27 protein-coding genes and 1 tRNA gene are annotated in these 22,989 nt (G+C 30.5%); 14 read left to right on the top strand and 14 right to left on the bottom strand.

What is annotated here, in order from left to right:
• Nucleotides 1-23: 23 nt before the first annotated feature.
• Entirely contained in the window at nucleotides 24-461 is a 438-nt protein-coding gene (locus K354_RS13840) for a J domain-containing protein (RefSeq protein WP_024954051.1), read from the bottom strand.
• A 302-nt stretch (nucleotides 462-763) separates the two neighbouring features.
• Here K354_RS13840 and K354_RS14560 point away from each other — a divergent pair, with 302 nt between their 5' ends.
• The 13 genes from K354_RS14560 (at nucleotide 764) to K354_RS15315 (ending at nucleotide 11,418) form a co-directional block, all read left to right on the top strand.
• Entirely contained in the window at nucleotides 764-2,044 is a 1,281-nt protein-coding gene (locus K354_RS14560) for a response regulator (protein WP_024954050.1), read from the top strand.
• Nucleotides 2,045-2,069: 25 nt separating this feature from the next.
• Nucleotides 2,070-2,456 (top strand): response regulator, encoded by a 387-nt coding sequence (locus K354_RS0103095; protein ID WP_024954049.1) that lies wholly within the window; start codon nucleotides 2,070-2,072, stop codon nucleotides 2,454-2,456.
• A 55-nt stretch (nucleotides 2,457-2,511) separates the two neighbouring features.
• Nucleotides 2,512-4,449, top strand: a complete 1,938-nt coding sequence (locus K354_RS0103090; protein ID WP_024954048.1) for a methyl-accepting chemotaxis protein — start codon at nucleotides 2,512-2,514, stop codon at nucleotides 4,447-4,449.
• A 47-nt stretch (nucleotides 4,450-4,496) separates the two neighbouring features.
• Entirely contained in the window at nucleotides 4,497-4,997 is a 501-nt protein-coding gene (locus K354_RS0103085) for a chemotaxis protein CheW (protein WP_024954047.1), read from the top strand.
• A complete protein-coding gene (locus K354_RS0103080; protein ID WP_024954046.1) occupies nucleotides 4,987-5,247 on the top strand; it encodes a hypothetical protein in 261 nt (86 codons plus the stop codon). The genes K354_RS0103085 and K354_RS0103080 overlap by 11 nt, the downstream gene beginning before the upstream one ends.
• Nucleotides 5,247-7,304: a chemotaxis protein CheA gene (locus tag K354_RS0103075; protein ID WP_024954045.1), complete on the top strand. Its 2,058-nt coding sequence runs from the start codon at nucleotides 5,247-5,249 to the stop codon at nucleotides 7,302-7,304. The genes K354_RS0103080 and K354_RS0103075 overlap by 1 nt, the downstream gene beginning before the upstream one ends.
• Nucleotides 7,305-7,308: 4 nt before the next feature.
• Nucleotides 7,309-8,100: a CheR family methyltransferase gene (locus tag K354_RS0103070; protein ID WP_024954044.1), complete on the top strand. Its 792-nt coding sequence runs from the start codon at nucleotides 7,309-7,311 to the stop codon at nucleotides 8,098-8,100.
• Nucleotide 8,101: 1 nt separating this feature from the next.
• Nucleotides 8,102-8,995: a sensor histidine kinase gene (locus K354_RS0103065; protein ID WP_024954043.1), complete on the top strand. Its 894-nt coding sequence runs from the start codon at nucleotides 8,102-8,104 to the stop codon at nucleotides 8,993-8,995.
• On the top strand, nucleotides 8,995-9,453 hold the full coding sequence (locus K354_RS0103060) for a chemotaxis protein CheD (RefSeq protein WP_024954042.1): 459 nt from the start codon (nucleotides 8,995-8,997) through the stop codon (nucleotides 9,451-9,453). Before K354_RS0103065 ends, K354_RS0103060 begins: the two co-directional genes overlap by 1 nt.
• On the top strand, nucleotides 9,453-10,502 hold the full coding sequence (locus K354_RS0103055) for a protein-glutamate methylesterase/protein-glutamine glutaminase (protein ID WP_024954041.1): 1,050 nt from the start codon (nucleotides 9,453-9,455) through the stop codon (nucleotides 10,500-10,502). Before K354_RS0103060 ends, K354_RS0103055 begins: the two co-directional genes overlap by 1 nt.
• An 82-nt stretch (nucleotides 10,503-10,584) precedes the next feature.
• Nucleotides 10,585-10,682 (top strand) — tRNA-Sec (locus K354_RS14960).
• A 186-nt stretch (nucleotides 10,683-10,868) separates the two neighbouring features.
• A complete protein-coding gene (locus K354_RS0103050) occupies nucleotides 10,869-11,213 on the top strand; it encodes a hypothetical protein (RefSeq protein ID WP_169733411.1) in 345 nt (114 codons plus the stop codon).
• Nucleotides 11,214-11,283: 70 nt separating this feature from the next.
• Entirely contained in the window at nucleotides 11,284-11,418 is a 135-nt protein-coding gene (locus K354_RS15315; RefSeq protein WP_281169386.1) for a hypothetical protein, read from the top strand.
• 30 nt (nucleotides 11,419-11,448) lie between these two features.
• Here K354_RS15315 and K354_RS0103045 read toward each other — a convergent pair whose 3' ends face one another.
• From K354_RS0103045 to K354_RS0103030, 4 genes are all read right to left on the bottom strand, one after another.
• Nucleotides 11,449-11,958, bottom strand: a complete 510-nt coding sequence (locus tag K354_RS0103045) for a hypothetical protein (RefSeq protein ID WP_024954039.1) — start codon at nucleotides 11,956-11,958, stop codon at nucleotides 11,449-11,451.
• A complete protein-coding gene (locus K354_RS0103040) occupies nucleotides 11,958-12,485 on the bottom strand; it encodes a hypothetical protein (RefSeq protein WP_024954038.1) in 528 nt (175 codons plus the stop codon). The genes K354_RS0103045 and K354_RS0103040 overlap by 1 nt, the downstream gene beginning before the upstream one ends.
• A 489-nt stretch (nucleotides 12,486-12,974) precedes the next feature.
• Entirely contained in the window at nucleotides 12,975-13,616 is a 642-nt protein-coding gene (locus K354_RS0103035) for a LysE family translocator (protein WP_024954037.1), read from the bottom strand.
• Between the two features lie 205 nt (nucleotides 13,617-13,821).
• Nucleotides 13,822-14,286, bottom strand: coding sequence for a DUF2798 domain-containing protein (locus K354_RS0103030; RefSeq protein ID WP_024954036.1), 465 nt, complete (start codon nucleotides 14,284-14,286; stop codon nucleotides 13,822-13,824).
• A 169-nt stretch (nucleotides 14,287-14,455) separates the two neighbouring features.
• Between K354_RS0103030 and K354_RS0103025 the strand changes: the two genes are divergently transcribed.
• A complete protein-coding gene (locus tag K354_RS0103025) occupies nucleotides 14,456-15,604 on the top strand; it encodes an MFS transporter (RefSeq protein ID WP_024954035.1) in 1,149 nt (382 codons plus the stop codon).
• A gap of 4 nt (nucleotides 15,605-15,608) precedes the next feature.
• On the opposite strand, the gene selD is transcribed toward K354_RS0103025, so the two are convergent.
• The 9 genes from selD to K354_RS0102980 form a co-directional block, all read right to left on the bottom strand.
• Complete coding sequence (gene selD / locus K354_RS0103020) at nucleotides 15,609-16,640, bottom strand: selenide, water dikinase SelD (protein WP_084607308.1); 1,032 nt, start codon at nucleotides 16,638-16,640, stop codon at nucleotides 15,609-15,611.
• A complete protein-coding gene (yedF, locus tag K354_RS0103015; protein ID WP_024954033.1) occupies nucleotides 16,640-17,230 on the bottom strand; it encodes a sulfurtransferase-like selenium metabolism protein YedF in 591 nt (196 codons plus the stop codon). The genes selD and yedF overlap by 1 nt, the downstream gene beginning before the upstream one ends.
• A 164-nt stretch (nucleotides 17,231-17,394) precedes the next feature.
• Nucleotides 17,395-17,577 (bottom strand): hypothetical protein, encoded by a 183-nt coding sequence (locus K354_RS0103010; RefSeq protein WP_024954032.1) that lies wholly within the window; start codon nucleotides 17,575-17,577, stop codon nucleotides 17,395-17,397.
• Between the two features lie 95 nt (nucleotides 17,578-17,672).
• Nucleotides 17,673-18,440: an ABC transporter permease gene (locus tag K354_RS0103005; RefSeq protein ID WP_024954031.1), complete on the bottom strand. Its 768-nt coding sequence runs from the start codon at nucleotides 18,438-18,440 to the stop codon at nucleotides 17,673-17,675.
• Nucleotides 18,437-19,417, bottom strand: coding sequence for an ATP-binding cassette domain-containing protein (locus tag K354_RS0103000; protein ID WP_024954030.1), 981 nt, complete (start codon nucleotides 19,415-19,417; stop codon nucleotides 18,437-18,439). The genes K354_RS0103005 and K354_RS0103000 overlap by 4 nt, the downstream gene beginning before the upstream one ends.
• On the bottom strand, nucleotides 19,417-20,367 hold the full coding sequence (gene wtpA, locus K354_RS0102995; protein WP_024954029.1) for a tungstate ABC transporter substrate-binding protein WtpA: 951 nt from the start codon (nucleotides 20,365-20,367) through the stop codon (nucleotides 19,417-19,419). Before wtpA ends, K354_RS0103000 begins: the two co-directional genes overlap by 1 nt.
• Before the next feature lie 95 nt (nucleotides 20,368-20,462).
• Nucleotides 20,463-21,200 carry a winged helix-turn-helix domain-containing protein gene (locus K354_RS0102990; protein WP_024954028.1) on the bottom strand — a complete coding sequence of 246 codons (738 nt, stop codon included), beginning with the start codon at nucleotides 21,198-21,200 and terminating at the stop codon, nucleotides 20,463-20,465.
• On the bottom strand, nucleotides 21,197-21,991 hold the full coding sequence (gene fdhD / locus K354_RS0102985; RefSeq protein WP_024954027.1) for a formate dehydrogenase accessory sulfurtransferase FdhD: 795 nt from the start codon (nucleotides 21,989-21,991) through the stop codon (nucleotides 21,197-21,199). Before fdhD ends, K354_RS0102990 begins: the two co-directional genes overlap by 4 nt.
• A 117-nt stretch (nucleotides 21,992-22,108) precedes the next feature.
• Nucleotides 22,109-22,981, bottom strand: coding sequence for a formate dehydrogenase subunit gamma (locus tag K354_RS0102980; RefSeq protein ID WP_037940156.1), 873 nt, complete (start codon nucleotides 22,979-22,981; stop codon nucleotides 22,109-22,111).
• Nucleotides 22,982-22,989: the final 8 nt, after the last annotated feature.

The raw sequence follows: 22,989 nt of genomic DNA, 5'->3' as shown, positions 1-22,989 counted from the left end.
GACTTAAATAGTCACATACCATACTATGAAGCAATTTTATACTTTAAAACTTCATACGCTTTTTGAATTTTTTGAAATTTAGTTGTATACTCTTTTACTAAATTTTTATTCGTACATGTTACCTTATCAGGATGATATATCTTAGCTAGTTTAAGGTACCTTTTTCTTATTACATGTAAAGAGTCATTCTCATTGACATTTAAAATTAAATAATGCTTTTTTAAAGGTTCTATGATATCAACCTTAATCTGCTTTGAAGAAGCTTTTAAAAGCTTTTTTAAAAAATTTGGATTTTGATACTGTACATTTTTTACACATATATAATAAAGAGTTTTTAAAAACTCTTCTTTTTTGTTTTGTGGTGTATTTTTAGATGGTAGATTAGAATAAATAAAATCAAGATATTTAGAATTTTTAGGAACTTCTATCTCTATATAACTACTTTTTAATTTTATTTTCATAGTAAATCCTTCTCATAGTATTCTCATTAATAAGCAAAAAAAATTCCATATATTAATAAAAATAGATGTAACTTAAGAATAGTTTTTTATTAATAAGTTATTCTTATTAAATATTTTTAATATTGGCATCAGTTTAGTTTATGTATAGTAATCATATTAGTTATAGTATTTTGATTACTAAAAACAACCATATCATTACTAATATAGGTAAAATTGAACAATTAGGAGCTAGACGAGTCTTTATTAACTTTTAAAATGTATATATAAGAACAAAAGCATGTAAATTTATAATGAGGTGATTTATGGTACAAGTATTAATAGTAGATGATAATGATAACAATCGTTTAACAATCGATTTACTTCTTGAAAGTTTAGACAATATAGAAACATGTGAAGCTGCCGATGGAAAAGAAGCTGTAGAATTATGTAAAACAAAAAAAATTGATTTAGTTTTTATGGATATTATGATGCCAATTATGGATGGTATCGAAGCTACTAAAATAATAAATGAGATTTCACCCTCTTCGATGATAATTGCCTTAAGTGCTCTTGATGATAAAGAATCAAAACAAACAATGCTTATATCCGGAGCTCAAGATTATCTTACAAAACCTATAGATTCTGATCTCTTCATACAACGTACTAAAAACTATATAAATATTATCAACTTAAGACAAAATCAAATTGATAATCAAGATGCATCAAATCCTTTTACGACTTCTGTATATGATAGAAAAATTACATTTTTCATGAAAAATGAAGAATCAATAGTACAATTTTGGGATTTTTTCCTCCAACATAATATTTATAACTGTATGGATTTAAGTGATTATATTCGTATTGTATATGGATTTAGTCGCTGGCTTATAAAAGATAATGTACAATTTACAATTGATGTTGAGTCTAATGAATCAAATGTCTACATAATGATAAATGATATTGGTTCTTTGAAAAAAGGAACTATCAATAATATTATTCATAAATATATTCCAAATGCTTTATTTACAATACAAGATAAAACATTAACTTTTAAACTACTTCAAATACAAACAGTAGAAAATGAAACACTCTATGTTAACGATGAAGCAAAAAATATACTTTCAAAAACACATATCAATAATATATCTGCAGAAGAATTTATTGAAAATACAGCAATTTCTATTCTTCCAAAAATTGATTCACTAGAGAATATAGAGTTTGAGCTTGATACTGCTTTTATAGCATTTGAATTAAATCCTACAAAAGATATGCTACATAAAGCTTGTATCATTTTTGATGAATATCATGATGTTTTAGAGTTGTTAGTTGAATTTGAACATTTAGCATTTGCAATTAAATCTCTAATATCATTTTTAGATTCTTTAGATGATGAAAAACTACAGAGTGATAAAGTCAAAAATTTAGTATCTCTTCTTCTTCTTTTCCTTAATGACTTATCAAGTTGGAGAGAAAATATATTTACAAAACAAGAAGCTTTAGACGTTCACTATTTAGATGCATCACTTTTAAGTTCATGTATACAAATAGAAGCTCTTTTTGATGAAAAAGATATTGAGGAAGGTGATGACCTAGAATTTTTTTAATATCTTAAATGAATAAGGATATAAAATGGCAAAAAAAGTAATATTAGTAGATGACTCAAAAACTATCTTAGCAACAGCTCAAATGGCTGTTGAAGACTTAGTTAGTAATGGCCTTATTGATATGGTTACCTATATAAATCCCGCAGAACTTCTAGAAGCATTAGAAAATGGTATAGAAGATTATGACATGCTTATTAGTGATATTAATATGCCTCAACTAAATGGTCTTGATTTAGCTACAAAACTAAAAGCAAATGAAGCTTTTAAAAACAAACCTATTTTAATTTTGACAACAGAAAGTTCCGCAGACATGAAAGCAAAAGGTAAAGCAATAGGAGTAACAGGATGGTTAGTAAAACCATTTAGTAATGAAAAACTAACTAAAGCTATATCCATGGTATTGGGATTATAAAAATATTTTAAAATTCAATACTCTGTAATAAAGACAAAAAGAAGGAGAAATAAAAATGACTTTAGGTAAAAAAATAGCAAGTGGCTTAGGTGGCGTATTACTCATCACTATAATACTAGGAATAATTGGTATCTACAATATGAATATAGCAGAGCACAATGCTACTGAATTAAATCACAAGCATGTCCCTGCATTAAAATATGCTGCAGATATTGAAAGAAACTTTGCTAAAGCAAGAATTGATGCTTCAAAACTTATATTCGGTCCAGACATTAAGTACGTAGTTGGTGTAAAAAAATATTTTGCTTTAACAAATGAAGCAATCAAAAAAGCTGATGAATTAACATCATCCTATGTAGAATTAGCTCCTATTAAAAAACTTATTGATGAAGTCTCACAAAAAATTACTGCTTATCAAAAAGGTATTTTATCTCTTGAAAAGGTTTATAGAAAACAAATTGCTTCAAATGAAATAATCATTGCAAATCATATTACTTTTATGAATGAAATCAACAAATATTTAAACGACCAAAAAAGAAAACTAAATATAGCTCTTAAAAATAATGCTAGTATAAACGTAATCAATCAAAGACTCACTAAATTAAATTTAGGTGAAAAAATTATCGTACTTGGCTATCAATATAAAACAGCATATTTACAATCAAATACTCAAAGTGACCTTGGAATCTTACAAAGTGAACTTTATATCTCAGATGAGTTAAATAAACTTTTTTCAGATTTAAAGAAAATAACAACACAAGCCAACGATTTAAAAATTATCAATAATTTACAAAAGTCAATTGATAGTACAAAAATTGAATATGCAAAATACATAGAAGGTGTAAATTTTACACAACAAGTTTTAGCTAAATTTGCTGCAGTCGGTAATGAATCATTAAAAATTGTAGAAAAAATATATACAATTAGTGCAGACGAAACAACAAAACTTACTAATGAATCACATAAAAGAATGGAATCTGCTGTGTTGACCATGGAAATAGGACTTATCATTGCTCTTCTTATAGGTTTTGTTCTTGCATTTTTTATTACTAGAAATATTACAACTACTATTATCGCATCTGTACGCTCAATCATTGAAGCTAATAATCAAGTAGTAAATGCATCAAATGAGATAGCAGATTCAGCAACATCTTTAGCTGAAGGAGCTAGTAATCAAGCAAGTAGTGTGGAAGAAGTAAGTGCGACTATAGAAGAATCAACTTCAATCAACACTCAAAATGCAGGAAATTCAAGAGAAGCGGATATCTTAGCCAAACAAACAAAAGAAGCAGCAGAAAATGGCTACAGTAAAGGCAATGAACTTATGAGTGCTATGGAAGAAATCAATAGTTCAAGTGAAAAAATTTCAAAAATTATAAAAACAATCGATGAAATCGCTTCTCAAACAAAACTTCTTGCACTTAACGCGGCTGTTGAAGCAGCTAGAGCAGGTGAACATGGACTCGGATTTGCTGTCGTAGCAGATGAGGTCAAAGCCCTTGCTGGTCGTTCTGCTGACGCTGCAACTGAAACAGCTGGTATCATTGAAGAATCGATTAAGCAAGCAAAAAATGGCTCTGACATCTCTGCTCAAACAAGTGAAGCTTTTAATGATATCCTTGATAAAATTAAAAAAACTTCTAATCTCATAGGTGAAATATCGATTTCAGCTAAAGAGCAAAGCGAAGGTATGGGTCAGATTGCAAGTGCTATGGGCGAAATAGATCAAATCACACAACAAAATGCTGCAACAAGTGAAGAAACAGCCGCTGCAAGTGAAGAGTTAAATGCTCAGGCAATGTCAATGAAAGAAACCGTAAGAATTATCGCACAAATGGTTGGATTTAATGAAAAACATGACCATCTAGACACTCACATACAAAGTAAACCAACATCTTCTACAAAAAAGAAAATTCCTTATAAAACTCCCAAAAAAGAAGAAGATCCAAATGACGTTTTTCCACTGGATGAAGATGATTTAAAGGAGTTTTAGCATGAAAAATTTTACGTGGGCTTTGCTTAGGTTAAAGGGGCATTAAAATGAATGAAGAAGGAAAAAGAGAACTTAATCAAGATAGTAGTAGATTTTTAACATTTTTTATAGATGATGAACAATATGGACTCAACATTTCACATGTCAAAGAGATTATCGCCTCCATGAACATAACAAATGTTCCTAAAACACCCGATTATATAAAAGGTGTTATTAACCTTAGGGGAGCGGTTATTCCTATAGTTGATGTGAGATTAAAATTTGGTATGGATGAGCGAGCATATGATATCAATACTGCGATTATTATAAATGAAATAGACAATGTTTCTATTGGTTTCATCGTAGATAGAGTAGAAGATGTTCTTTCAATAAAACATTCTGAATTAACAGAACCACCAAAATTTGGAACAAATGTTGATACTTCATTTATTGAAAGTGTTGCACAAATAAATGAGAATGTAGTCATGGTATTAAATCTTAAAAAGATTTTTGAGCAAAGCGAATTAGTTGATATTTCAAATATAGAAAAGAGTGAAAATGACAATTGATGGTGATGTCTTAGAAATAGAACTTGATATGGAATTAGATGATGTGTGTGAACTCAAAGAGTTTGTCGCAACTAGACTTAAGTATATAGAAGAAATAATTTTTGTAGGAGGAGATGAAGAGTTTGCTACATCTTCACTTTTCTCTTTACTTTTTTCTATAAAAAAAACAAAACCATCAATCAAGATTCCTCTTATCGATGAGGAACTTTTTACTTTTAAAAACTTTGGCAAAGTATACTGGAAAACATAATGGACATAAATAAACTAAAAGAAATTTTTGTTGAAGAAGCAACTGAAATTATTGAAAAACTTGATGTTGATATCATCAATTTTGAAGAAGATCCAGAAGATAAAGAGTTACTAAATGAACTTTTTCGTGGTGTTCATACTCTCAAAGGGAGTGCAAATTCTTTTGGATTTTCAAGGCTTGGAGAATTTGTACATCATTTTGAAGATGCCCTTGATTATTATAGAAGTAGTGATGAGCAGATAACCTCAAATATTATTGATGTCTTCCTTGAATCAGTAGATATTATAAAAGAAGTAATGGAAGTAGAGATCGAAGGTAATCCTGACTTACCTCATCAATACAATCAATGCTTAGAAGAAATTAAAACTTTGCTTCAAAAAAAAGATACTCAAGAAGAAAAGAGTTCACCTACACAATCAGATTTAGATAATGAAGGTACAAATAATACTGATGAAGTGAACATTGAGCATCTAAAAAAAGAGTTAATCGAAGATGAAAGTCTTTTTAGAATAACTCTTAATTTAGATGATGATGTTTATTTTAGAGGATTTGACCACTCAAAACTTTTTAAGCTTCTTACAAAAGAAGGCTATATACTGGAATCTCATTGGGATATGTCAAACATACCAGATATAAAAAAATTCAATCCAGAGACCTCTTATATAACAAGTATTGTGATTTATTTTGTTTCTAAAGAAGATGAAGCTTCTATAAAAGAAATTTTTGAGTATCTCGACGATACAGAATATATTTTTGAAAAAATTTATACTTCGACTAAAGAAGCTCCTATAACAATAGATAAAGCAGATATAAAATTTGGAAGAAGAGAAGAAGATAAAGAAGCAACTGCTGTAACTCCTAAAAAAGGTCGAAGAAAAAGCGATATTCACTCTTATGTAAAGATAGATACTAATAAGCTAGATGAACTATTTGATTCTATCGGGGAATTAGTTATAGCACAAAACTTTTTAGCTGAGAACAAAGATATTCAAATCATGAAAAATGAGAATATAACTAAAACTATCAATATTCTTTCAAAAACTACAAGACTTATCCAAAATAGAGTAATGTCTCTTCGAATGGTTCCTATTAATGATACTTTTGAAAAAATGAAAAGAGTGGTTAGAGATGCTTCAAAAAAAGTAAATAAAGAAATCAGTTTAGTCGTAGAAGGTGCAGAAACTGAAATAGATAAAACCATGATAGATTCTCTTTCAGATCCTCTGATTCATATCATAAGAAATTCTATTGACCATGGGATAGAAGACAATACTCAAGATAGAGAGAAAGCAAGAAAAAGCCCTATAGGACAAGTAACGCTTCGTGCATATCATAAGGGTGGTAAGATTGCTATTGAAATCAATGACGATGGTCGTGGTATAAACAAAGATAAAGTTTTAGAAAAAGCCAAAGAAAGGGGATTGGTAGCAGAAGGTGCAGAGCTCAGTGACTCTCAAATTTTTGGGCTAATCATGCAACCAGGATTTTCAACAGCAGATCAAATAAGTGATATCTCAGGTCGTGGTGTTGGCTTAGATGTTGTTAGAACCTCTATTGAAAAGTTAAAAGGTAAAGTAGAAATAAGCTCTTCTACAGGAAAAGGCTCCACTTTTACCATACTATTACCACTTACTCTTGCGATTATAGATGGAATGCTCGTTAAAAGTGAAAATGACACTTATATTATTCCTACCCTTAGCGTTATCGAATCTTTCATTCCACAGAAAAAAATAGTACATACTGTAAAAGATAAAGGTGAATTTGTAGATCTTAGAGGAGAAATGATACCAATAGTACGATTAAATGAGCTATTAGAATCAAGCGAAAATAGACCAAATATTTGGGAATCTACTTTAGTATGTATAGAAAGTGAAAATGGTAAATTTGCGATTTTAATTGATGATTTGATAGGAAGACAACAAGTTGTCATAAAACCACTTGGCTACACACTCTCAGGTATAAAAGAATTTTCTGGAAGTGCAGTAATGGGTAATGGCGAAATAGCCCTGATTTTAAATGTAGAATCTTTGTGGGGCTCCAAAGAGGGCAAAAATTGATATTATGAAAATAAAAAAACAAGAGTTTCAAAATTTTCAACAACTTATATATAAAGAGTTTGGAATATCACTCAGTGATAGAAAAACTACTTTAGTACAATCAAGGCTTAGAAAATGGGTGCAAAAACTCAATCTGCGTAGTTATCAAGATCTCTATGAATATTTTTTAAATGACACATCTGAACTCTATTTACTAGCTGATGCAATAACTACCAATGTTACTTCATTTTTTAGAGAAGCAAACCAATGGCAATATCTGAAAACTTATTTATCTACATGTACAGAAAAAAAACTTAGAATTTGGTCTGGAGCATGTTCTAGTGGTCAAGAGCCTTATACTATAGCTATATTTTTAAAAGAAAACCTCAAAGATTTTAATGCTTGGGATATTAAAATTTTAGCAACTGACCTTTCAAAAGATATACTTAAAAAAGCTATGAAAGGTGAATATTCTCAAAAAGAAGTAGAGGGTCTAACCAAAACTCATCTGCAAAAATATTTTCTTAAATCAGGTGAAACTTACAAAATCAAACAAGAGATAAAAGATATGATAATTTTTAAATCTTTTAACTTGGTAACTGGAAATTACTCTATTTTTAAAAACAAATTTAATCTTATTTTTTGCAGAAACGTAATGATTTATTTTGATAAAAAAACACAATATCAAGTCATAAACAAACTCAAAAATTTGCTAAGTAACAAGTCTCTTTTGTTACTAGGCCAATCAGAATCTATAACAGAACCGGTACAATCTTTACAGATTGTAACTTCATCTATATATCAGAAAAAGGTATAACATGGATATTGCAACTATACAAGACAATGAACTTTTAGAAGAAATCGGAAGAAGATTTGAGGAGAAAGCCTCATCTATAGAAGAGATGGAGTTTTTAACAAAAAAACTTCTTGATTTAAATGAAAAAAGTAAAAATGCACAAGAAGTAAAAAGTCAATTTTTATCTTTAGTAAAAAATGAATTTAACAATCCTATATCATCTTTATTAAATATATCAAGTATGTTATCTACAACAAACGACATAAAAAAGATAAATACTTTAGGAAACCTTTTAAAGATAGAACTTTTAACTATAGATTTTAGTTTAAAAAATATATTTGCAGCGTCTGAAATAGAGGCTGGAGAGATAGCAAATGACTATAGTAAAATAGAAATTGAAGAGGTTTTTAATGAAGTAGTTGCTTATTTTGATAATCTGATTCATGAAAAAAACCTTACAGTGACTTTACACAACAACTGTGAAAAAGAGCTTATAAGCGATTCTCAAAAAATCTATCTCATTCTTTTAAATCTTATTTCAAATGCTTGTGAATACTCGTATAAAGATCAAGAAGTAACTGTTACACTAGAGTGTGGAGAAAAAAGTTTTAAACTCATAGTAGTAGACTCAGGAGAAGGTATAAAAGAAGAACATTGCAAAGAAATATATAACAGATTTATACATTTTGAAACAGGGCTCACAAGAGAAACTGCAGGACTTGGTCTTGGTCTCAGTGTTGCAAAGGGAATGTGTGAAGCACTAGGTGGTATTATTGATAATGAACAAAAAAACAACTCTACAATCTTTATTGTCAATATTCCTTACGTAGATGAGTCTGAACTTAACTTATCAACTGCATTTGGTTCAAATGAATTTATGTTTGATAATGATTCAGATGAGATGGTAGAATTTTAATGTATATAAAAAAGTTTATTCATGTAGGTGAAATATTTGTAGGGGCAAAACCTACTGAGATAAGTACTGTTTTAGGTTCTTGTATCTCTGTTTGCTTATTTGATAAAGTAGAACAAGTTGGTGGTATGAACCATTATCTTGTTCCACTCTGGAATGACAATGGACTACAAAGCCCAAAATATGGCAATATATCTATACCCAAACTCATAGACAATATGTTAAATATCGGCTGTGAAAAATACAATCTAGAAGCTAAAATCTTTGGTGGTGCCAATGTCATTGAAGTAAGCCATGAAGAGATGATGATAGGAAGAAAAAATATTTTAATTGCAAAAGAAATACTTAAAGACTATGGCATAAAAATAACCGCACAAGATGTAGGAGGAACTAGAGGAAGAAAAATCCTAATGCGAACCGATACAGGAAAGATTTTACTAAAATATACCGGAAAAGAATAATGGGCATAAGAGTCCTTATAGTAGATAAAAGTTCTGCTACACGTACTTCTATGCGTGAAATCTTACAAAATTGTCCTCTTATAAGTATTGTAGATACTGCACCTGATGCCTATGTAGCAAGAAACAAGATGCTACAAAACAAACCTGATGTTATCTGCTTAGATATTGATATACCCAGTATAGACGGTATTACTTTTCTAAAAAAAATCATGAAGTATATGCCTATCCCTGTTATTATGCTTTCTTCCTTAACAACTACAGGAGCAAAAACCACTCTTGATGCTCTAGATGCTGGAGCAGTTGATTTTATAACAAAATCTCAATCAAATATCTCTGATAATACGTGGGAAACAAAGCATGAACTAATACAAAAAGTAAAAATGGCTGTAAAGACAAAACCACCCAAGCCTATTAATCCTATAATTACAAAAACATATAGTACACTAACATATCATAACTCACAATTGAGCCCACAAAAACTCATCGCTATAGGATCTTCAACAGGTGGAACAGAAGCACTAAAAGAAATCCTGACAAAGCTTCCTAAAAATTCTCCTAGTGTTATTATAGTCCAACATATGCCAGCTTCATTTATAAAACAGTTTGCAGATAGACTAGATAAACTCTGTAAAGTGGAAGTAAAAGAAGCAAAAAATGGTGATGTTTTAAAAATGGGACAAGTTTTTATTGCCCCAGGAGATAAACATATGGTACTCAGGCGTTCTGGAAAAAAATATTATCTTCAAACTGGTGATGGGAAAAAAATCTCTGGCCATAAACCTTCAATAAATGTCCTTTTTAACTCTGTATCAAAAGTTGCTGGAAAAAATGCTATAGGAGTTATACTCACTGGTATGGGTGAAGATGGGGCAAGAGGTTTGCTCAAGTTAAAAGAAACTGGAGCTACAACTCTAGGACAAAACCAACAAAGTTGCGTAGTTTATGGTATGCCTAAAGCTGCATTTTTACTAGGTGCTGTGTCAAAAGAAGTACACCTTTCAAATATGGCAAAAGTAATCCTAAATGAATTAGAAAAGCTATCTATATAAAATCTCCTGCATATTAAACAATCAAGTAAGTTGGTAAGCTATTTTTTACAAATAATAATGTATAATTATACTCCTCGTAAGTGGGGGGTATCTGACCCTGGTGGGCAGCACGGGCTTCAAACCCGATGTTTGGGCGGTTGACCGTCTGAAGGTAGGTTCGATTCCTACACCTTCTCGCCAATTTTTTCCTATAATACTTTTTCAATTAAAATATGCTAAAATTATAGTAAAGTGCCTTTTTATGGCTCTTTTCCCAAAAATGAGCCCGATGGGTGAAATTAGCTATTAAAAACTTCATTTTTCAATAACTAAAATTTGAAAGGAAATATATATGTCAAATAAGATATTAATTTTTTTACTATTAGAATGAAAAATATGTGTGAAATTATAATTCCTTCTAAGTATCACTTAATAGGAGCGTTTCACCAAAAAACTTATCGTTTTTTTCCTTCTATTGATGATTTAACTACAACTGGTTCAATTTATATTTCTGAGGGAAATAATTCTACAAAAGATTTTTTAGAAAAAAGAAAAAATGATATTGTAATTTTAAAAAATTATAAAAAAGAAAAATTGCATAGAATAGATTTCATCTATAGGAATACAAAATCGACATTCATTAGGTATAAAGATATTGAAATTCATCTAATTGATGTGGAAGAAGAAAATGTAAACACAATGTTTACACATTGCCTTAATACTTTTTTATAATTATTAGGTAGTTTATAAAACTTTATTTATGAAAAGAAAAATTTTCAACAATTAAAATAAAAAAGTACAAATGAAAATTATATTTATATGCTTTATACTTTTAACATCATTATTTAGTAAAAATATAAACTATGGAAATGCAATAGTAAGTGAAGTTACTTCAATCTATGATGGTGACACGTTTAAAGTCGATATAAAAGAATAAATGAATAATAAAGATGTGTTTTTAAGTACTTTATATCCACAAGAAGAGAGCTAAGAGCATAATGAAGAATAATCCAAACTCAATGAAGTACCCTATTATTCCTATTTTATTTTTCCTTTTTATTTCCTTTTCTGTACCTTCAACTATTGGCATTAGATAAGCATAAATAGATAAAGAAATAATAAGAGGTAAGACCATAACTATCATATTAAGAGCAATTAAAGAAAGTGTGCCTTTTAATATAGTTTCATTCATAAGTTCTTTAAAGGGTATTAAAAGATACATACTTACAAAAAATATTATACCCATTAGTAATCCTATAGGATGCTTAAGAATCTGTTTATAGAGTTGATTAATAAGAATTAAAGAACCACATTCATTACACTTACTTCCCTCATTAGTTATAAAAAGATTCTTCATTACGGATACAACTTTAATAGATTTAGTGCCACAAATAGGACAAGTTCTTTTTGGAAGGAATAAGAATACTGATATGAACCCTATAACCCAACCTGAGAAAAGTAATATACCTTCAATCATTAATAAACCTCTCTTGACCTAATACCCATTATTGAATTAGTTATAAAAAAATAACTTAAAGTAACCACCCCATAAAGTAATGTAATCAAACTTATTCCATTTGATTCATATGATGTTACGCAAAGGATAGTTAAAACTATTGAACTCACCCATAGTAGTAATATCAGTAGAAATCCTATAACTCTACTAAAAGATGAAATAATAGATTCTTTTTTGTATATCAAGTAAAATAAAAGATAAGCAAAAGGTACAGATACCCATAGAGCTATGTTCTCACCAAAAGAAGATTTATTGGATATTAAAGTTATTAAAAAAAATGCTATAGGAATGATTGCGAGTAGATAAAGTACTAAGTTATTACAATGAATGTATTTATTTATAGCCTCAAATACAAAGAGTATAAGTAAACCAACAGCTAAAGATAGCATAAACTCAAAACCATCTTTTAGTGTTATACCCTCATAGAGAATATAGCCAATGATTCCTAAAATGATTAAGATTCTCTGAACAGATTTAGGTATAGACATATACGCTCCTATTTAAAGTAACAAAGATTTTACTAAAAGTAATCAATAAGTTTACTTAAAGCGACATCCAATAAGCATAGAAATAAAACAAATAGTTTTAACAGTTCAAGTGGGTTAAAGAGAACAGCCTAGTATTAAAAAGATAGGATATCAACAATATTAGTGATAAATATTTACATGTAAAAAATTAATTTTTATTTTTAATCGGTCAAGGTGTTTTTGCATAGTACATACATGTAAGTAAAAGAAGCTTAAGGAAGAAAAAAAAGCGTGTATCACCCACATACTTCAAACCCGATGTTTGGGCGGTTGACCGTCTGAAGGTAGGTTCGATTCCTACACCTTCTCGCCACTTTCTTACATGTAAAGCTTTTCATATAAATTTTATAAACACTATAAAAATAATAAAAGTTTAAACTGATTTCTATAATACGTGAGACTATTAAAAGTTATATGTCAAGCTAATAGTTAAAAATTACTTATAACAATTTAGACTTGACTTTTTTGAATTTTATGGAATAACCCAGCAATACCTAAAGAGCAATATATACTTCCTGAAAAGTATTTTTCAATTTTTTTAAAGGTTATAGACTGCTTAAGAAATTTTCCTATATGTCCAGCTGACAGTACATAAAAACTATCAGTTACGAGTCCTACTATAACAAATGTTAGTCCAAGAATAATAAGTTGCACCTCCATATTGCCAAGTGAAAAATTAGTAAATTGAGGAAGAAAAGCAAGGAAAAATAAAGCAGTTTTAGGATTAAATAACTCTACTAAAAAGCCTTCTTTTATAAGGTTTTTAGCAGAAACAATTTTTTCCTCTTCGGTATTTTCATAGTTCTCTTTACTTAAAATGGTTTTTAGACCCAAATAGATTAAGTAAAGACAGCCTAGATTCTTTATAAATAAAAATGCTTGAGGTGATGATTCAAGCAACTGAGCTAAACCAAATGCTACGGCTACAGCATAAACTAAAGCACCACATGCTAAACCAAGCATTGAGTAAATACCTCCTCTAACTCCTAAATTAACACTTCTAGCGATAACAAATAAAACAGCTGGACCTGGAGTAGAAATAACAAAAATAACTGTTAAAATAAATGCAACATATAAATTAAAATCAATCATAAAAATCCTTATTTAAAAAATTAATTATATCAAAATACATTAAAAGTTTAAATCAGCTTACTTGTTTTTGGTGAAATCCAATAGTACATGTATATAAGTATTTCATTTACATAAAAAATGAAAGGTGTGTACGATCCCATATACTTCAAAGAGATTCCTATATCTTCTCACAAAACCTCAATAAAACCTTCATATTTTGTATTTATTATTTATTCCCAACTGGCGGATAAATTTTGAAAAAAACCAATCTAGCAATAGGTCCTGCAACCAGTAGTTGCAATGGCAGTGCAACAATAAAGTTTTTCACAAAAGTGATTAAAAATATATCCATGAAATTATCTGTATATGGTTTACTGATAAGTACTACTGAGAGTGTCATCAAAAAGCACATGCCTGTTACCATAAAAAAAGACATGAAAAGAATTTTTTTAACAAGAGGGTCATCTTGACTTACTATCTTCGATACTAATCTTCTTGCGATTTTTGAAACTATAAACCACTCATAAAATAGTGCTAAACAAAATACTGGTACATACATCAAAGCTACTTCTTGTACTAAATGTGATTGTATACCATTTGATAAGATTGCATTGTACGTTACCATGCCTAAAACCATTAAACTACATGCGATTAATCCAAAAATAAAGTTTTCTTTTTTATTATTTCCCATAAATTCTCCTAAAATACAAGCTCTAATAATACTAAAATTTTCTTTAAAACACAGTAATAGTAGTTTTGATTTTTTAAATACAAGCTTAACCATTTGGTATATTTAGTTATAAATCCTATAATTTTAGATTATTTATTGTATTATTTCGTATTAAAAATAAAGGTCCACTTTGGAAAATAAAACATTTCAAAAAGCAAAAGTTTTTACAATTTCTTTTGCCCACTTATCTCATGATATTTACTCATCTTTTTTAGCACCGCTTTTACCTTTGCTTATAGCAAAGCTTGAGATGTCTCTTTTTATGGCAGCTTTCTTAGATATTGCTAGACGTATTCCAGCTCTGTTTAATCCATTTTTTGGTCTTATTGCGGAAAAAACGGGCGCTAAATACTTTGTTATCCTTACTCCTGCTATAACAGCAATAAGCATGAGTTTAGTTGGACTTGCTTCATCTTACGTCATACTTTTTATTTTACTTTTTGTTGCAGGGATTAGTGCAGCTTTGTTTCATGTCCCTTCTCCTACTATGATTAAAGAGAGTTCAGGCCAAAAAGTTGGAACAGGGATGAGCTTTTTTATGGTTGGAGGAGAGTTAGCAAGAACTATTGGTCCTTTGATTGCAACTGCTGGTGTTTCTTGGTGGGGATTAGAAGGTATTTATAAACTTATGCCTTTAGGACTTATTGCTTCTATTATTCTTTATATAAAACTCAAAGACTTTGATACAAATAGACCTCTTAGAAAACCAAAAGAAAAAGGTGATACTAAAAAACTTTTAAAACAATACTATCCATTTTTTATTGTTATGGGAAGTTTTTTACTCTTTCAATCAGGTATGAAAAGTACCTTAACCCTTTATCTACCTGTTTATTTAGTAGCTCAAGGGGAATCTCTTTGGCATGCAGGTATTTCATTGTCTATTTTACAGTTTTTTGGAGTTCTTGGGACATTTGTAGCTGGAAACATTTCTGATAGGATTGGTCGTAAAAGCACACTTGCCATAGCAAGTATTGGTTCAGCTATAAGTATGGCTCTTTTTATCTATTTTGATAGTATTTTTGTTCTTCCATTGATTGGTTTGTTCCTTTTTGCAACAGGTCCAGTTTTGATGGCAACAGTACAGGACACAAACTCTCACATGCCTACTTTTATGAATAGTATGTATATGTCTATCAACTTTGGAGTAAGCTCTGCTATAGTCTTTGGAGTAGGTCTTTTAGGAGATCATCTAGGTCTTGAAACAACCTATATCATCTGTAATGTACTAGCAGTTGGATGTATTCCAATGGCATTCTTACTTACAAAATATATTAAATAAGAGTCTACTTTAAAACTAGACTCTTACCATTAAACTCTTTCACAGTTGCTACAACTGAGCTATATTCATAACCCTCATTTTTGAGTTTGACTAAAAGCTTAGTTGCATCTTCTTCTTTAACGGCTATCAAAAGACCACCAGAAGTCTGTGCATCATAGAAAAATATCTCATCTTTGTATGCTTTTTTTACATCTACATGTAAATCTAAATACGCTTTATTATTATACGTTCCGGCTGGGATTATTCCCATATTCGCAAGTTCTATTGCTTCTTTTAAAATATTGATTTTTTCAAATTCAAACTCAAGAGTAAAAGCCCCGCTACTCATCTCATAGGCATGACCAGCCAATCCAAAACCAGTAACATCAGTACAAGCACTCACATCAAACTCACGCATAAGCAATGATGCTTTATGATTGAGTTGAGATAAGATAGAAGCTGTATGTTCAACTGCACTCTCTTTAAGCATATCTGCTTTTATGCCTGTTGTTAAAACACCCATACCTATAGGTTTTGTGAGGATTAAAACATCTCCAACTCGCAGAGTATTGTTTCTATAAATCTTATCAGGATGTATTAAACCACTTACACTAAGACCATAAGTCATCTCAGGAGCTTCTATAGTGTGTCCACCAACAATAAGACCACCGCACTCTTTGACCTTACTAAGACCACCTTGTAAAATCTCACCTAAAACTTCTTTAGGATGATTGCAACCATCAAAGCCTACAAGATTGAGTGCTGTTGTAACATCAGCCCCCATAGCAAATATATCACTTAGTGAATTTGCAGCAGCAATTTGCCCATACATGTAAGGGTCATCAACAACAGGAGTAATATAGTCTACAGTTTGCACTAAAGCTTTTGTATCGTCTATTTTATAAACACTCGCGTCATCGCTTGACTCTATTCCTACAAGTAGGTTTTCGTCTTTACATGTAAGAGCACCAATCACTTTTGTAAGCTCACCCGGAGCCAGTTTGGCAGCTCAACCAGCAGCTTTGACATACTTGGTTAATTTACTACTATTATTCATTATAAAGTTATAGTTCCCTCCGAATTTAAAAGCATATCAACTGTTCCATATGCATTTCCGACCATACCGACTTTTAACTCATCACTTCGTTTATAAAAGTCTAAACATACACCACAAGAGTAGATTTCTACACCTTTTTCTTCATAAACTTTTAAAATATTAATAATATCAGAATCAGCAGCAGCCGAAGTTAAAAAGACTCCTCTATTGACACAAATAATTGTTTTAGGAAGTTTTGGTAACTCTAAGATACTTTTTAAGAACCCAACAACAAGCATACTTCCAAGCTCATTGTCTCCTACTTTATCATCTTTTAGAAAAAGTACTTTATTGAGAAATTTGTCACCCTCTTCTTCGGTGGTAATTCCACAAGCAAACCCTTTAACTATAGTTATTTTTACAGAACCATCTTCAGTACTTTCATCACTTACACTACAACCTTCATTTGTTGCAAATCTTATTACATTTTCTTTTGATGCAGTTGAGTTTACTAAAACTTCTAAGATACCTTCATCACCCAATGATTCAAGTGATTTTTTAGTATTTATAACAGGCTCTGGACATGCCAAATCACGGCAATCTATATTCATATTATCTCCAATTATTATTTTATTTAGACAGATAATTTTCTCAAAAGAAAATCAGTTTTCAAAGAAACTTTTTACTAACGTAAAACCGTTATCACTAGTTTTGTAGAAAATGTCTGCCTAAACCTTAGGCCTTTTTACATGTAAAGCAGTTAAGTAACTACTTTTTATTTCATATTATCACTAATCCACTTAGCAGCATCTTCAACTGTTGCAAACTTATGAGATTTTGCTACTTGAAATGCACCTTCATAAAAACGAATTCTAATTCCATCTTGAACTTCATCAATCTTTATGCGCGTAATTCTATCCGTGTTTAAATAAACTCTATCATTTAATCTTACAAACATCATTTCCTCCTTTATTATTTTCTATTATTTTAACATAAATAAGTGAGTTTTTCACTTAACAATTTTTATTGATATTATGCGATATTTGCATATATCTACTTCAATTTGTTGTTCAAAAACCTCACACTTAAAAATATCATAATTGATATCATAATCATAATAGCTGCTACTGGTGCAGAATGAGCAAGTCCATAACTTGTAAATCTATCATAGATCAAAACAGGTGCTACCATAGGGTGATATACTAAAATCACCACCGCACCAAACTCTCCCAATCCTCTTCCCCACATCATCAAACTTCCATTGATAATGTCTTTTTTTGCATTTGGAATAGAGATTTTTAAAAAAACTTGTAGAGGATTTGCTCCAAGTGTTCGAGCAACTTTTTCTAATTTTATATCAACTTTATTAAAACCTTCTTTTGCCCCATTTATCAAATATGTTGCAGATAAAAACATCATAGCAATCATAATCCCAGGTTCTGCATCAGAAAATTTTATACCAAAAGTAACAAAAAATTCAGCGATAGGTCCTCTTCCAAAAACTAGTAAAAGTGCAATACCAGCAGCGGTATGAGGTATCATTGTAGGAATATCAATAAGCGCTTCAACAAGTGACTTTCCAAAAAAGTCATATCTTGAAATAAGATATGCTAAAGGCAATCCTGTACATAAGACAAAAAGCATTGCCATAAAAGAGACTCTCATAGTCAAATAAATAGAATCTAAAACATCTTTTTGTTGAAAAGTTTCCCATACTACTGAAAAATCCCCACCAAATATCATTTTTACTAAGGGAATCAATAAAAACAATAAAATTATACATGCCAAACTTGCAAGTAAGTATACAAACCAATTTCTCATAAGTAACAAATATCCTTTTTATCAAATCCTATATATATACTCTCTCCACGATCTGCATAACAACCCATATAATCACGTTTTAGAATTTTTGCAAAAAACTGCTCTTCTTCTACGTTAATAAATATTTTATAATGGTCAATTATACCCATGCACTCTTCTAGTTTCCCTTTAAAAACATAATCGCAATAAAGTTGTTCTTTTGAAATCTGAATAGTATTTGGATCGACTGAAAAAAGATTTTCACTATCCTCTTTTAATATACTCACTGGTAAAATATTTTTAAATCCTAAAAACTTTGCCACTTCTATACTTGAAGGAGAGTTAAGAACATCACTTGCTGTTCCTACTTGCTTAATCTGTCCCTTCATAACAATAGCAATTCTATCTGCTAGATAACTTGCTTCTCTAAAGTTATGCGTTACATGTATAGTCGTTAAGTTATAACGTCTATGGATATCTTTTAAAAACTTCATAATAGAGTTTCTAAAAGTTGGATCAATTGCACTTAAAGGCTCATCAAGTAAAAGAATTTTTGGCTTTGAAAAAAGAGCCCGTGCGATAGCAACTCTCTGTTTTTCTCCACCTGAAAGATTTTCTATACGTCTATCTAACAGTGGCATTAAACCCAAAAATTCAGATATATCTAAAAGTGTCTCTTCTGGATTTTCTACTTGTTTATATTTTTTAGAAAACATAATGTTATCTCTAACATTGAGATTAGGAAACAATGCAAAATCTTGATAGACAAATCCCACATCTCTGTTTTCTGGTGTAAACTGTGATATATCACTGCCTCTAAAATTTATCTCTCCCTCAACCTTATTAAACCCAGCAATAGACTCAAGAAGAAGTGTTTTACCACTTCCACTTTGTCCAAGGAGAACAAAATATTCCCCTTGGTTTACATTGAAGTTTATATCATCTAATTTAAAGTTTCCTAATTTATAAGAGAGATTTTTGACTTCTAATAACTCCATTATTTTAATATACTTGCATCGCCTGTAATTACTGGAGGGTTAATAACGCCTTGACCATTTTTAATCATAATAGCTTGTCCTTCAGGTGAAAGAAGAAAGTTTACAAACTTAACAGCGCCTTCTTTGTTTACTGGTGATTTTGCATTTTGTGCAACAGTGATACCATAAACCATAGGTCCGCCTTTTTTAGTAATCCAAGTTCCTGGTTTTTTACCATTGATTTTAAATGTAGCTTTTTTATAATCTTTAGCTAATTTAGCACTTTTTAAAGATACCGCTTCTGGTAAAGTAATATATTTTAAACCATGTTGTTCTGCAACTGATTTATAGATATAAAGATAATCATACATACCAGCTTCAATAAGTCCAAGTAAATCTGTCTCTTTTGGTCTTACTACAACTTTATTAGTATTTTCTTCACCATTTGTATAACTCTCACCATAACCAAATAGTTTTTTGAAAAAATCTGGTTGTTTATAATAATCTTCTGCAAGTTGTGTTACAAGCATTGAACGGTATCCGCATGGATCCATATTTGGATTTGAATGTCCTACTTTTACTCCATCTCTTAAAAAGATTTCTGTCCAGTTTTTTGCATTGATTTCATTTGCATATTTTGATTTTGCAGTATATGCTAAAGCCATTTCATTTGTTGCAAATTGTGCGTTAAACTTTGCATGTTTTGGGATCATAAGATTGTCAATAACTTTATAATCTGCACTTGCCATAACGTCTGCTGGTTTACCAATATCAGTAATTTTTCTTGCAGCTGCTCTACTTCCACTTGCTTCTCTTAAAACATCATATTGAGGATATTTTGCTTCAAAAACTTTTTCTACTTCAGCAAATGGAACTGCTAAACTACCTGCATGGTAAATTACAATATTTTCTTTTGCAAAACCCATTGTTGCAACCAAACATAAACTTAAACCTAAACCTAATTTCTTCATCTTCTTTCCTTTTTGAATTAATAATATGAAATTTTTGCATATTTATATAGCATAAATATAGCGAAACTTACTTTTTAGCCTTTAGGCACCATGTTTTACTTAAACTCTTTTTTATTACGAGGTTTTAAAAACAACTCTTTAAAACGCTCATTAGCATACTCTTCAATCTCATGCTGTAATTTTTTATAATTTTTTATAAACTCATCAGCTTTTGGTGTTAATCTGCTACCGCCTTGCTCTCCTCCTCCTTTATGTGATTCTACTAAGACATCATCAAGATTTTTTTGCAAGATTTTTACGTGAGTCCACGCTTTTTTATAATTCATCCCAAGTTTTTCAGCCGCTTTAGCGATTGAACCCTCAGTCTCTATATGCTCTAAAACTTCTGTTTTACCTTTTCCAAACAAAAGTTCCCCACTTTCATTTTCAATCCAAGTTTTTGTTTTTAAATATAAACGTGAACGTTTTTTCTCTTTAAAACAACCCAGTTCACAAAAAGTAACATCAGTATTGTTTTCTTTCAGAGTTCCTCTGATATTTTTTAGTCCTATACCACCAGCTTGAGCACGTGCATCTTTACATGTAATTCTATTTTCATCATTAACAAACGGTTTTAATTTCTCATCAGCTTCTTGGTTATACTCGCCAGTTCCTCGTAACTTTCCAAACTGCCCAAGCTCACACCCAGAAATTCTTATGTCAAGATCTTTAGCACATTGTCCCACTTCTCCAATAGAAGTTTTCGTTTTTGCTGATATTTTATAAGCATCCTTACAATCAAGCTTACCCTCATTATTAAGATACTCTTGTATAAACGTTTTTAAATCTATCATTTTACATTTATCCTTTGTGGATTACGGTAGATATTCATCTTATCTCCTCTTACAAAACCTATGAGAGTCAAACCAAATTTATCGGCTATATTCACTCCCCGACATGTTGAAGCTGTACGTGATGCAAGTATTGGTATTTGATGCATAACAGCTTTTGCAACCATTTCTGAACTTAGACGACCACTTACCATCAAAAATGACTTTGTAACATCAACCCCAGCCAACCTTGCTTTTCCAACAGCTTTATCTATAGTGTTATGTTGAGCAATATCTTCGCCTATAAAATAAGTATTTTCATCATAATAGAGTTTTGCAGTATGTACACATCCTGTTTGCTCATACAATGGGCATTGTGTATAAAACTTTCCCATCTCTTCAAAAAGTAAAGTGGTATCTATGCTAAAATCATCTTGCATGACAGCTGCATCAATGGCAATTTTTGATATCTGCGTGCTAACAGCTCTTCCACAGCCACTTACAATAACACCTTCTAAATCTAATCTTTCTATATTTGCTTCAACAACTTTAGCATCAATGCGAACCTGAAATGTTTTAGTATCTACATCTACTATTTCTATTTTTGATATATCTTTTACATTTTCTATGATAGCTTCACTCATAAGATAACCTACTGCTAACTCTTTTAAATCAACACAAACTGCCATTAAAGAGCCTACATTTTTATCATTGACGATTATTTCAAGTTTTACTTCACGAATCACAGTATCTTGTACAGTGACCTTTTTATTGCCTTTTATTTTCGTCACTTCTATTTCAAAAATAGTCTCCACATTGTCTCCAATTATTTATACTTATTTCATATAATACTATGCTATTCTAGCATATTAATATATAAAAAAAACATGTAAGCTATAAATTAATTACAACTTACATGTAAAGAAAGTAGATTAAACCTTTCCGTCTTTTTTTAACTGTTTGTACCAAGAGCTATGAAGATATTTAACTTCATCATGTTCTTTGTATCCTGTAATCATACTATGGATTGCACCTTTAATTGCAACTGCTGCCATATAGACATGGGTAAAGAACAGTGCCATTACTGCAAATGCAAATACATTATGTATTATTGCTGAGGCTCTAAGTAAATCTATTTGAGATAATCCTAGTGCTTTTGCTATTCCAAAATCGAAATCTTGGAAGTACATTGCTGCTCCTGTGATAATCATTATTAGTCCACCACCTGACGCTATCCAGAACCACATCTTTTGACCTGCATTAAACTTTCCTGCTGGTATCTCTTTAATCTCTTTACTTAGGTATCCACCTAATATAAACATCCATTTTACGTCATCCATTGTTGGTAACATATCCATGAACCAGAACAAGAACATTGGTACTAATGATATTGCGAACAATACTGTTGCTATATCATGCAGATGTCTTGCGTATTCTATGAGTGTTCCGCCACCTAAATAGTTACCAAACACTATCATTAATCCTGTTGGAATCAAAATTGTAAATGCTATCCCTGCTATCAAATGTATTATTCTTTGAAACACAGTAAATGCAAATATCTTTTTCCCTTCATGAGAAAAAACTTTTGGTCCTATTATTAGATAATGTATAAAGAATACTGCTGGTACCCCTATTAATAACGCTAAAAATATTTTGTAAAAATATGTGCTTTGCAACAGTGTAAACAACTCTCCTAATTTCAACGTCTCTTCTTGTCCGTATCCTAGGATATTTTGTATTCTCATATCGCTCCATATTTGGCTATCAGCTGCATATGCAGCCGATGCCAACATGAATGTCGCAATAAAGAAAA

The organism is Sulfurospirillum arcachonense DSM 9755, from assembly GCF_000597725.1.
In the GTDB taxonomy this organism is placed as follows: domain Bacteria; phylum Campylobacterota; class Campylobacteria; order Campylobacterales; family Sulfurospirillaceae; genus Sulfurospirillum_A; species Sulfurospirillum_A arcachonense.
The sequence above is the reverse complement of the archived record's forward strand: the minus strand, read 5'-3'. Positions and strand labels throughout refer to the sequence as shown.

Excerpts from the sequence above, each read along its gene's own strand:
- yedF (WP_024954033.1), bottom strand. The coding sequence starts at position 17,230 with ATGAATATAGATTGCCGTGATTTGGCATGTCCAGAGCCTGTTATAAAT.
- K354_RS0103080 (WP_024954046.1), top strand. The coding sequence starts at position 4,987 with ATGACAATTGATGGTGATGTCTTAGAAATAGAACTTGATATGGAATTA.
- K354_RS0103030 (WP_024954036.1), bottom strand. The coding sequence starts at position 14,286 with ATGGGAAATAATAAAAAAGAAAACTTTATTTTTGGATTAATCGCATGT.
- K354_RS0103060 (WP_024954042.1), top strand. The coding sequence starts at position 8,995 with ATGTATATAAAAAAGTTTATTCATGTAGGTGAAATATTTGTAGGGGCA.
- K354_RS0103095 (WP_024954049.1), top strand. The coding sequence starts at position 2,070 with ATGGCAAAAAAAGTAATATTAGTAGATGACTCAAAAACTATCTTAGCA.
- K354_RS0103090 (WP_024954048.1), top strand. The coding sequence starts at position 2,512 with ATGACTTTAGGTAAAAAAATAGCAAGTGGCTTAGGTGGCGTATTACTC.
- K354_RS13840 (WP_024954051.1), bottom strand. The coding sequence starts at position 461 with ATGAAAATAAAATTAAAAAGTAGTTATATAGAGATAGAAGTTCCTAAA.
- K354_RS0103075 (WP_024954045.1), top strand. The coding sequence starts at position 5,247 with ATGGACATAAATAAACTAAAAGAAATTTTTGTTGAAGAAGCAACTGAA.
- K354_RS0103045 (WP_024954039.1), bottom strand. The coding sequence starts at position 11,958 with ATGATTGAAGGTATATTACTTTTCTCAGGTTGGGTTATAGGGTTCATA.
- K354_RS15315 (WP_281169386.1), top strand. The coding sequence starts at position 11,284 with ATGAAAATTATATTTATATGCTTTATACTTTTAACATCATTATTTAGT.
- K354_RS0103070 (WP_024954044.1), top strand. The coding sequence starts at position 7,309 with ATGAAAATAAAAAAACAAGAGTTTCAAAATTTTCAACAACTTATATAT.
- K354_RS0102990 (WP_024954028.1), bottom strand. The coding sequence starts at position 21,200 with ATGATAGATTTAAAAACGTTTATACAAGAGTATCTTAATAATGAGGGT.
- K354_RS0103000 (WP_024954030.1), bottom strand. The coding sequence starts at position 19,417 with ATGGAGTTATTAGAAGTCAAAAATCTCTCTTATAAATTAGGAAACTTT.
- K354_RS0103055 (WP_024954041.1), top strand. The coding sequence starts at position 9,453 with ATGGGCATAAGAGTCCTTATAGTAGATAAAAGTTCTGCTACACGTACT.
- K354_RS0103085 (WP_024954047.1), top strand. The coding sequence starts at position 4,497 with ATGAATGAAGAAGGAAAAAGAGAACTTAATCAAGATAGTAGTAGATTT.
- K354_RS0103005 (WP_024954031.1), bottom strand. The coding sequence starts at position 18,440 with ATGAGAAATTGGTTTGTATACTTACTTGCAAGTTTGGCATGTATAATT.
- K354_RS0103040 (WP_024954038.1), bottom strand. The coding sequence starts at position 12,485 with ATGTCTATACCTAAATCTGTTCAGAGAATCTTAATCATTTTAGGAATC.
- wtpA (WP_024954029.1), bottom strand. The coding sequence starts at position 20,367 with ATGAAGAAATTAGGTTTAGGTTTAAGTTTATGTTTGGTTGCAACAATG.
- K354_RS0103035 (WP_024954037.1), bottom strand. The coding sequence starts at position 13,616 with ATGATTGATTTTAATTTATATGTTGCATTTATTTTAACAGTTATTTTT.
- K354_RS0103010 (WP_024954032.1), bottom strand. The coding sequence starts at position 17,577 with ATGTTTGTAAGATTAAATGATAGAGTTTATTTAAACACGGATAGAATT.
- K354_RS14560 (WP_024954050.1), top strand. The coding sequence starts at position 764 with ATGGTACAAGTATTAATAGTAGATGATAATGATAACAATCGTTTAACA.
- K354_RS0103050 (WP_169733411.1), top strand. The coding sequence starts at position 10,869 with ATGAAAAATATGTGTGAAATTATAATTCCTTCTAAGTATCACTTAATA.
- K354_RS0103065 (WP_024954043.1), top strand. The coding sequence starts at position 8,102 with ATGGATATTGCAACTATACAAGACAATGAACTTTTAGAAGAAATCGGA.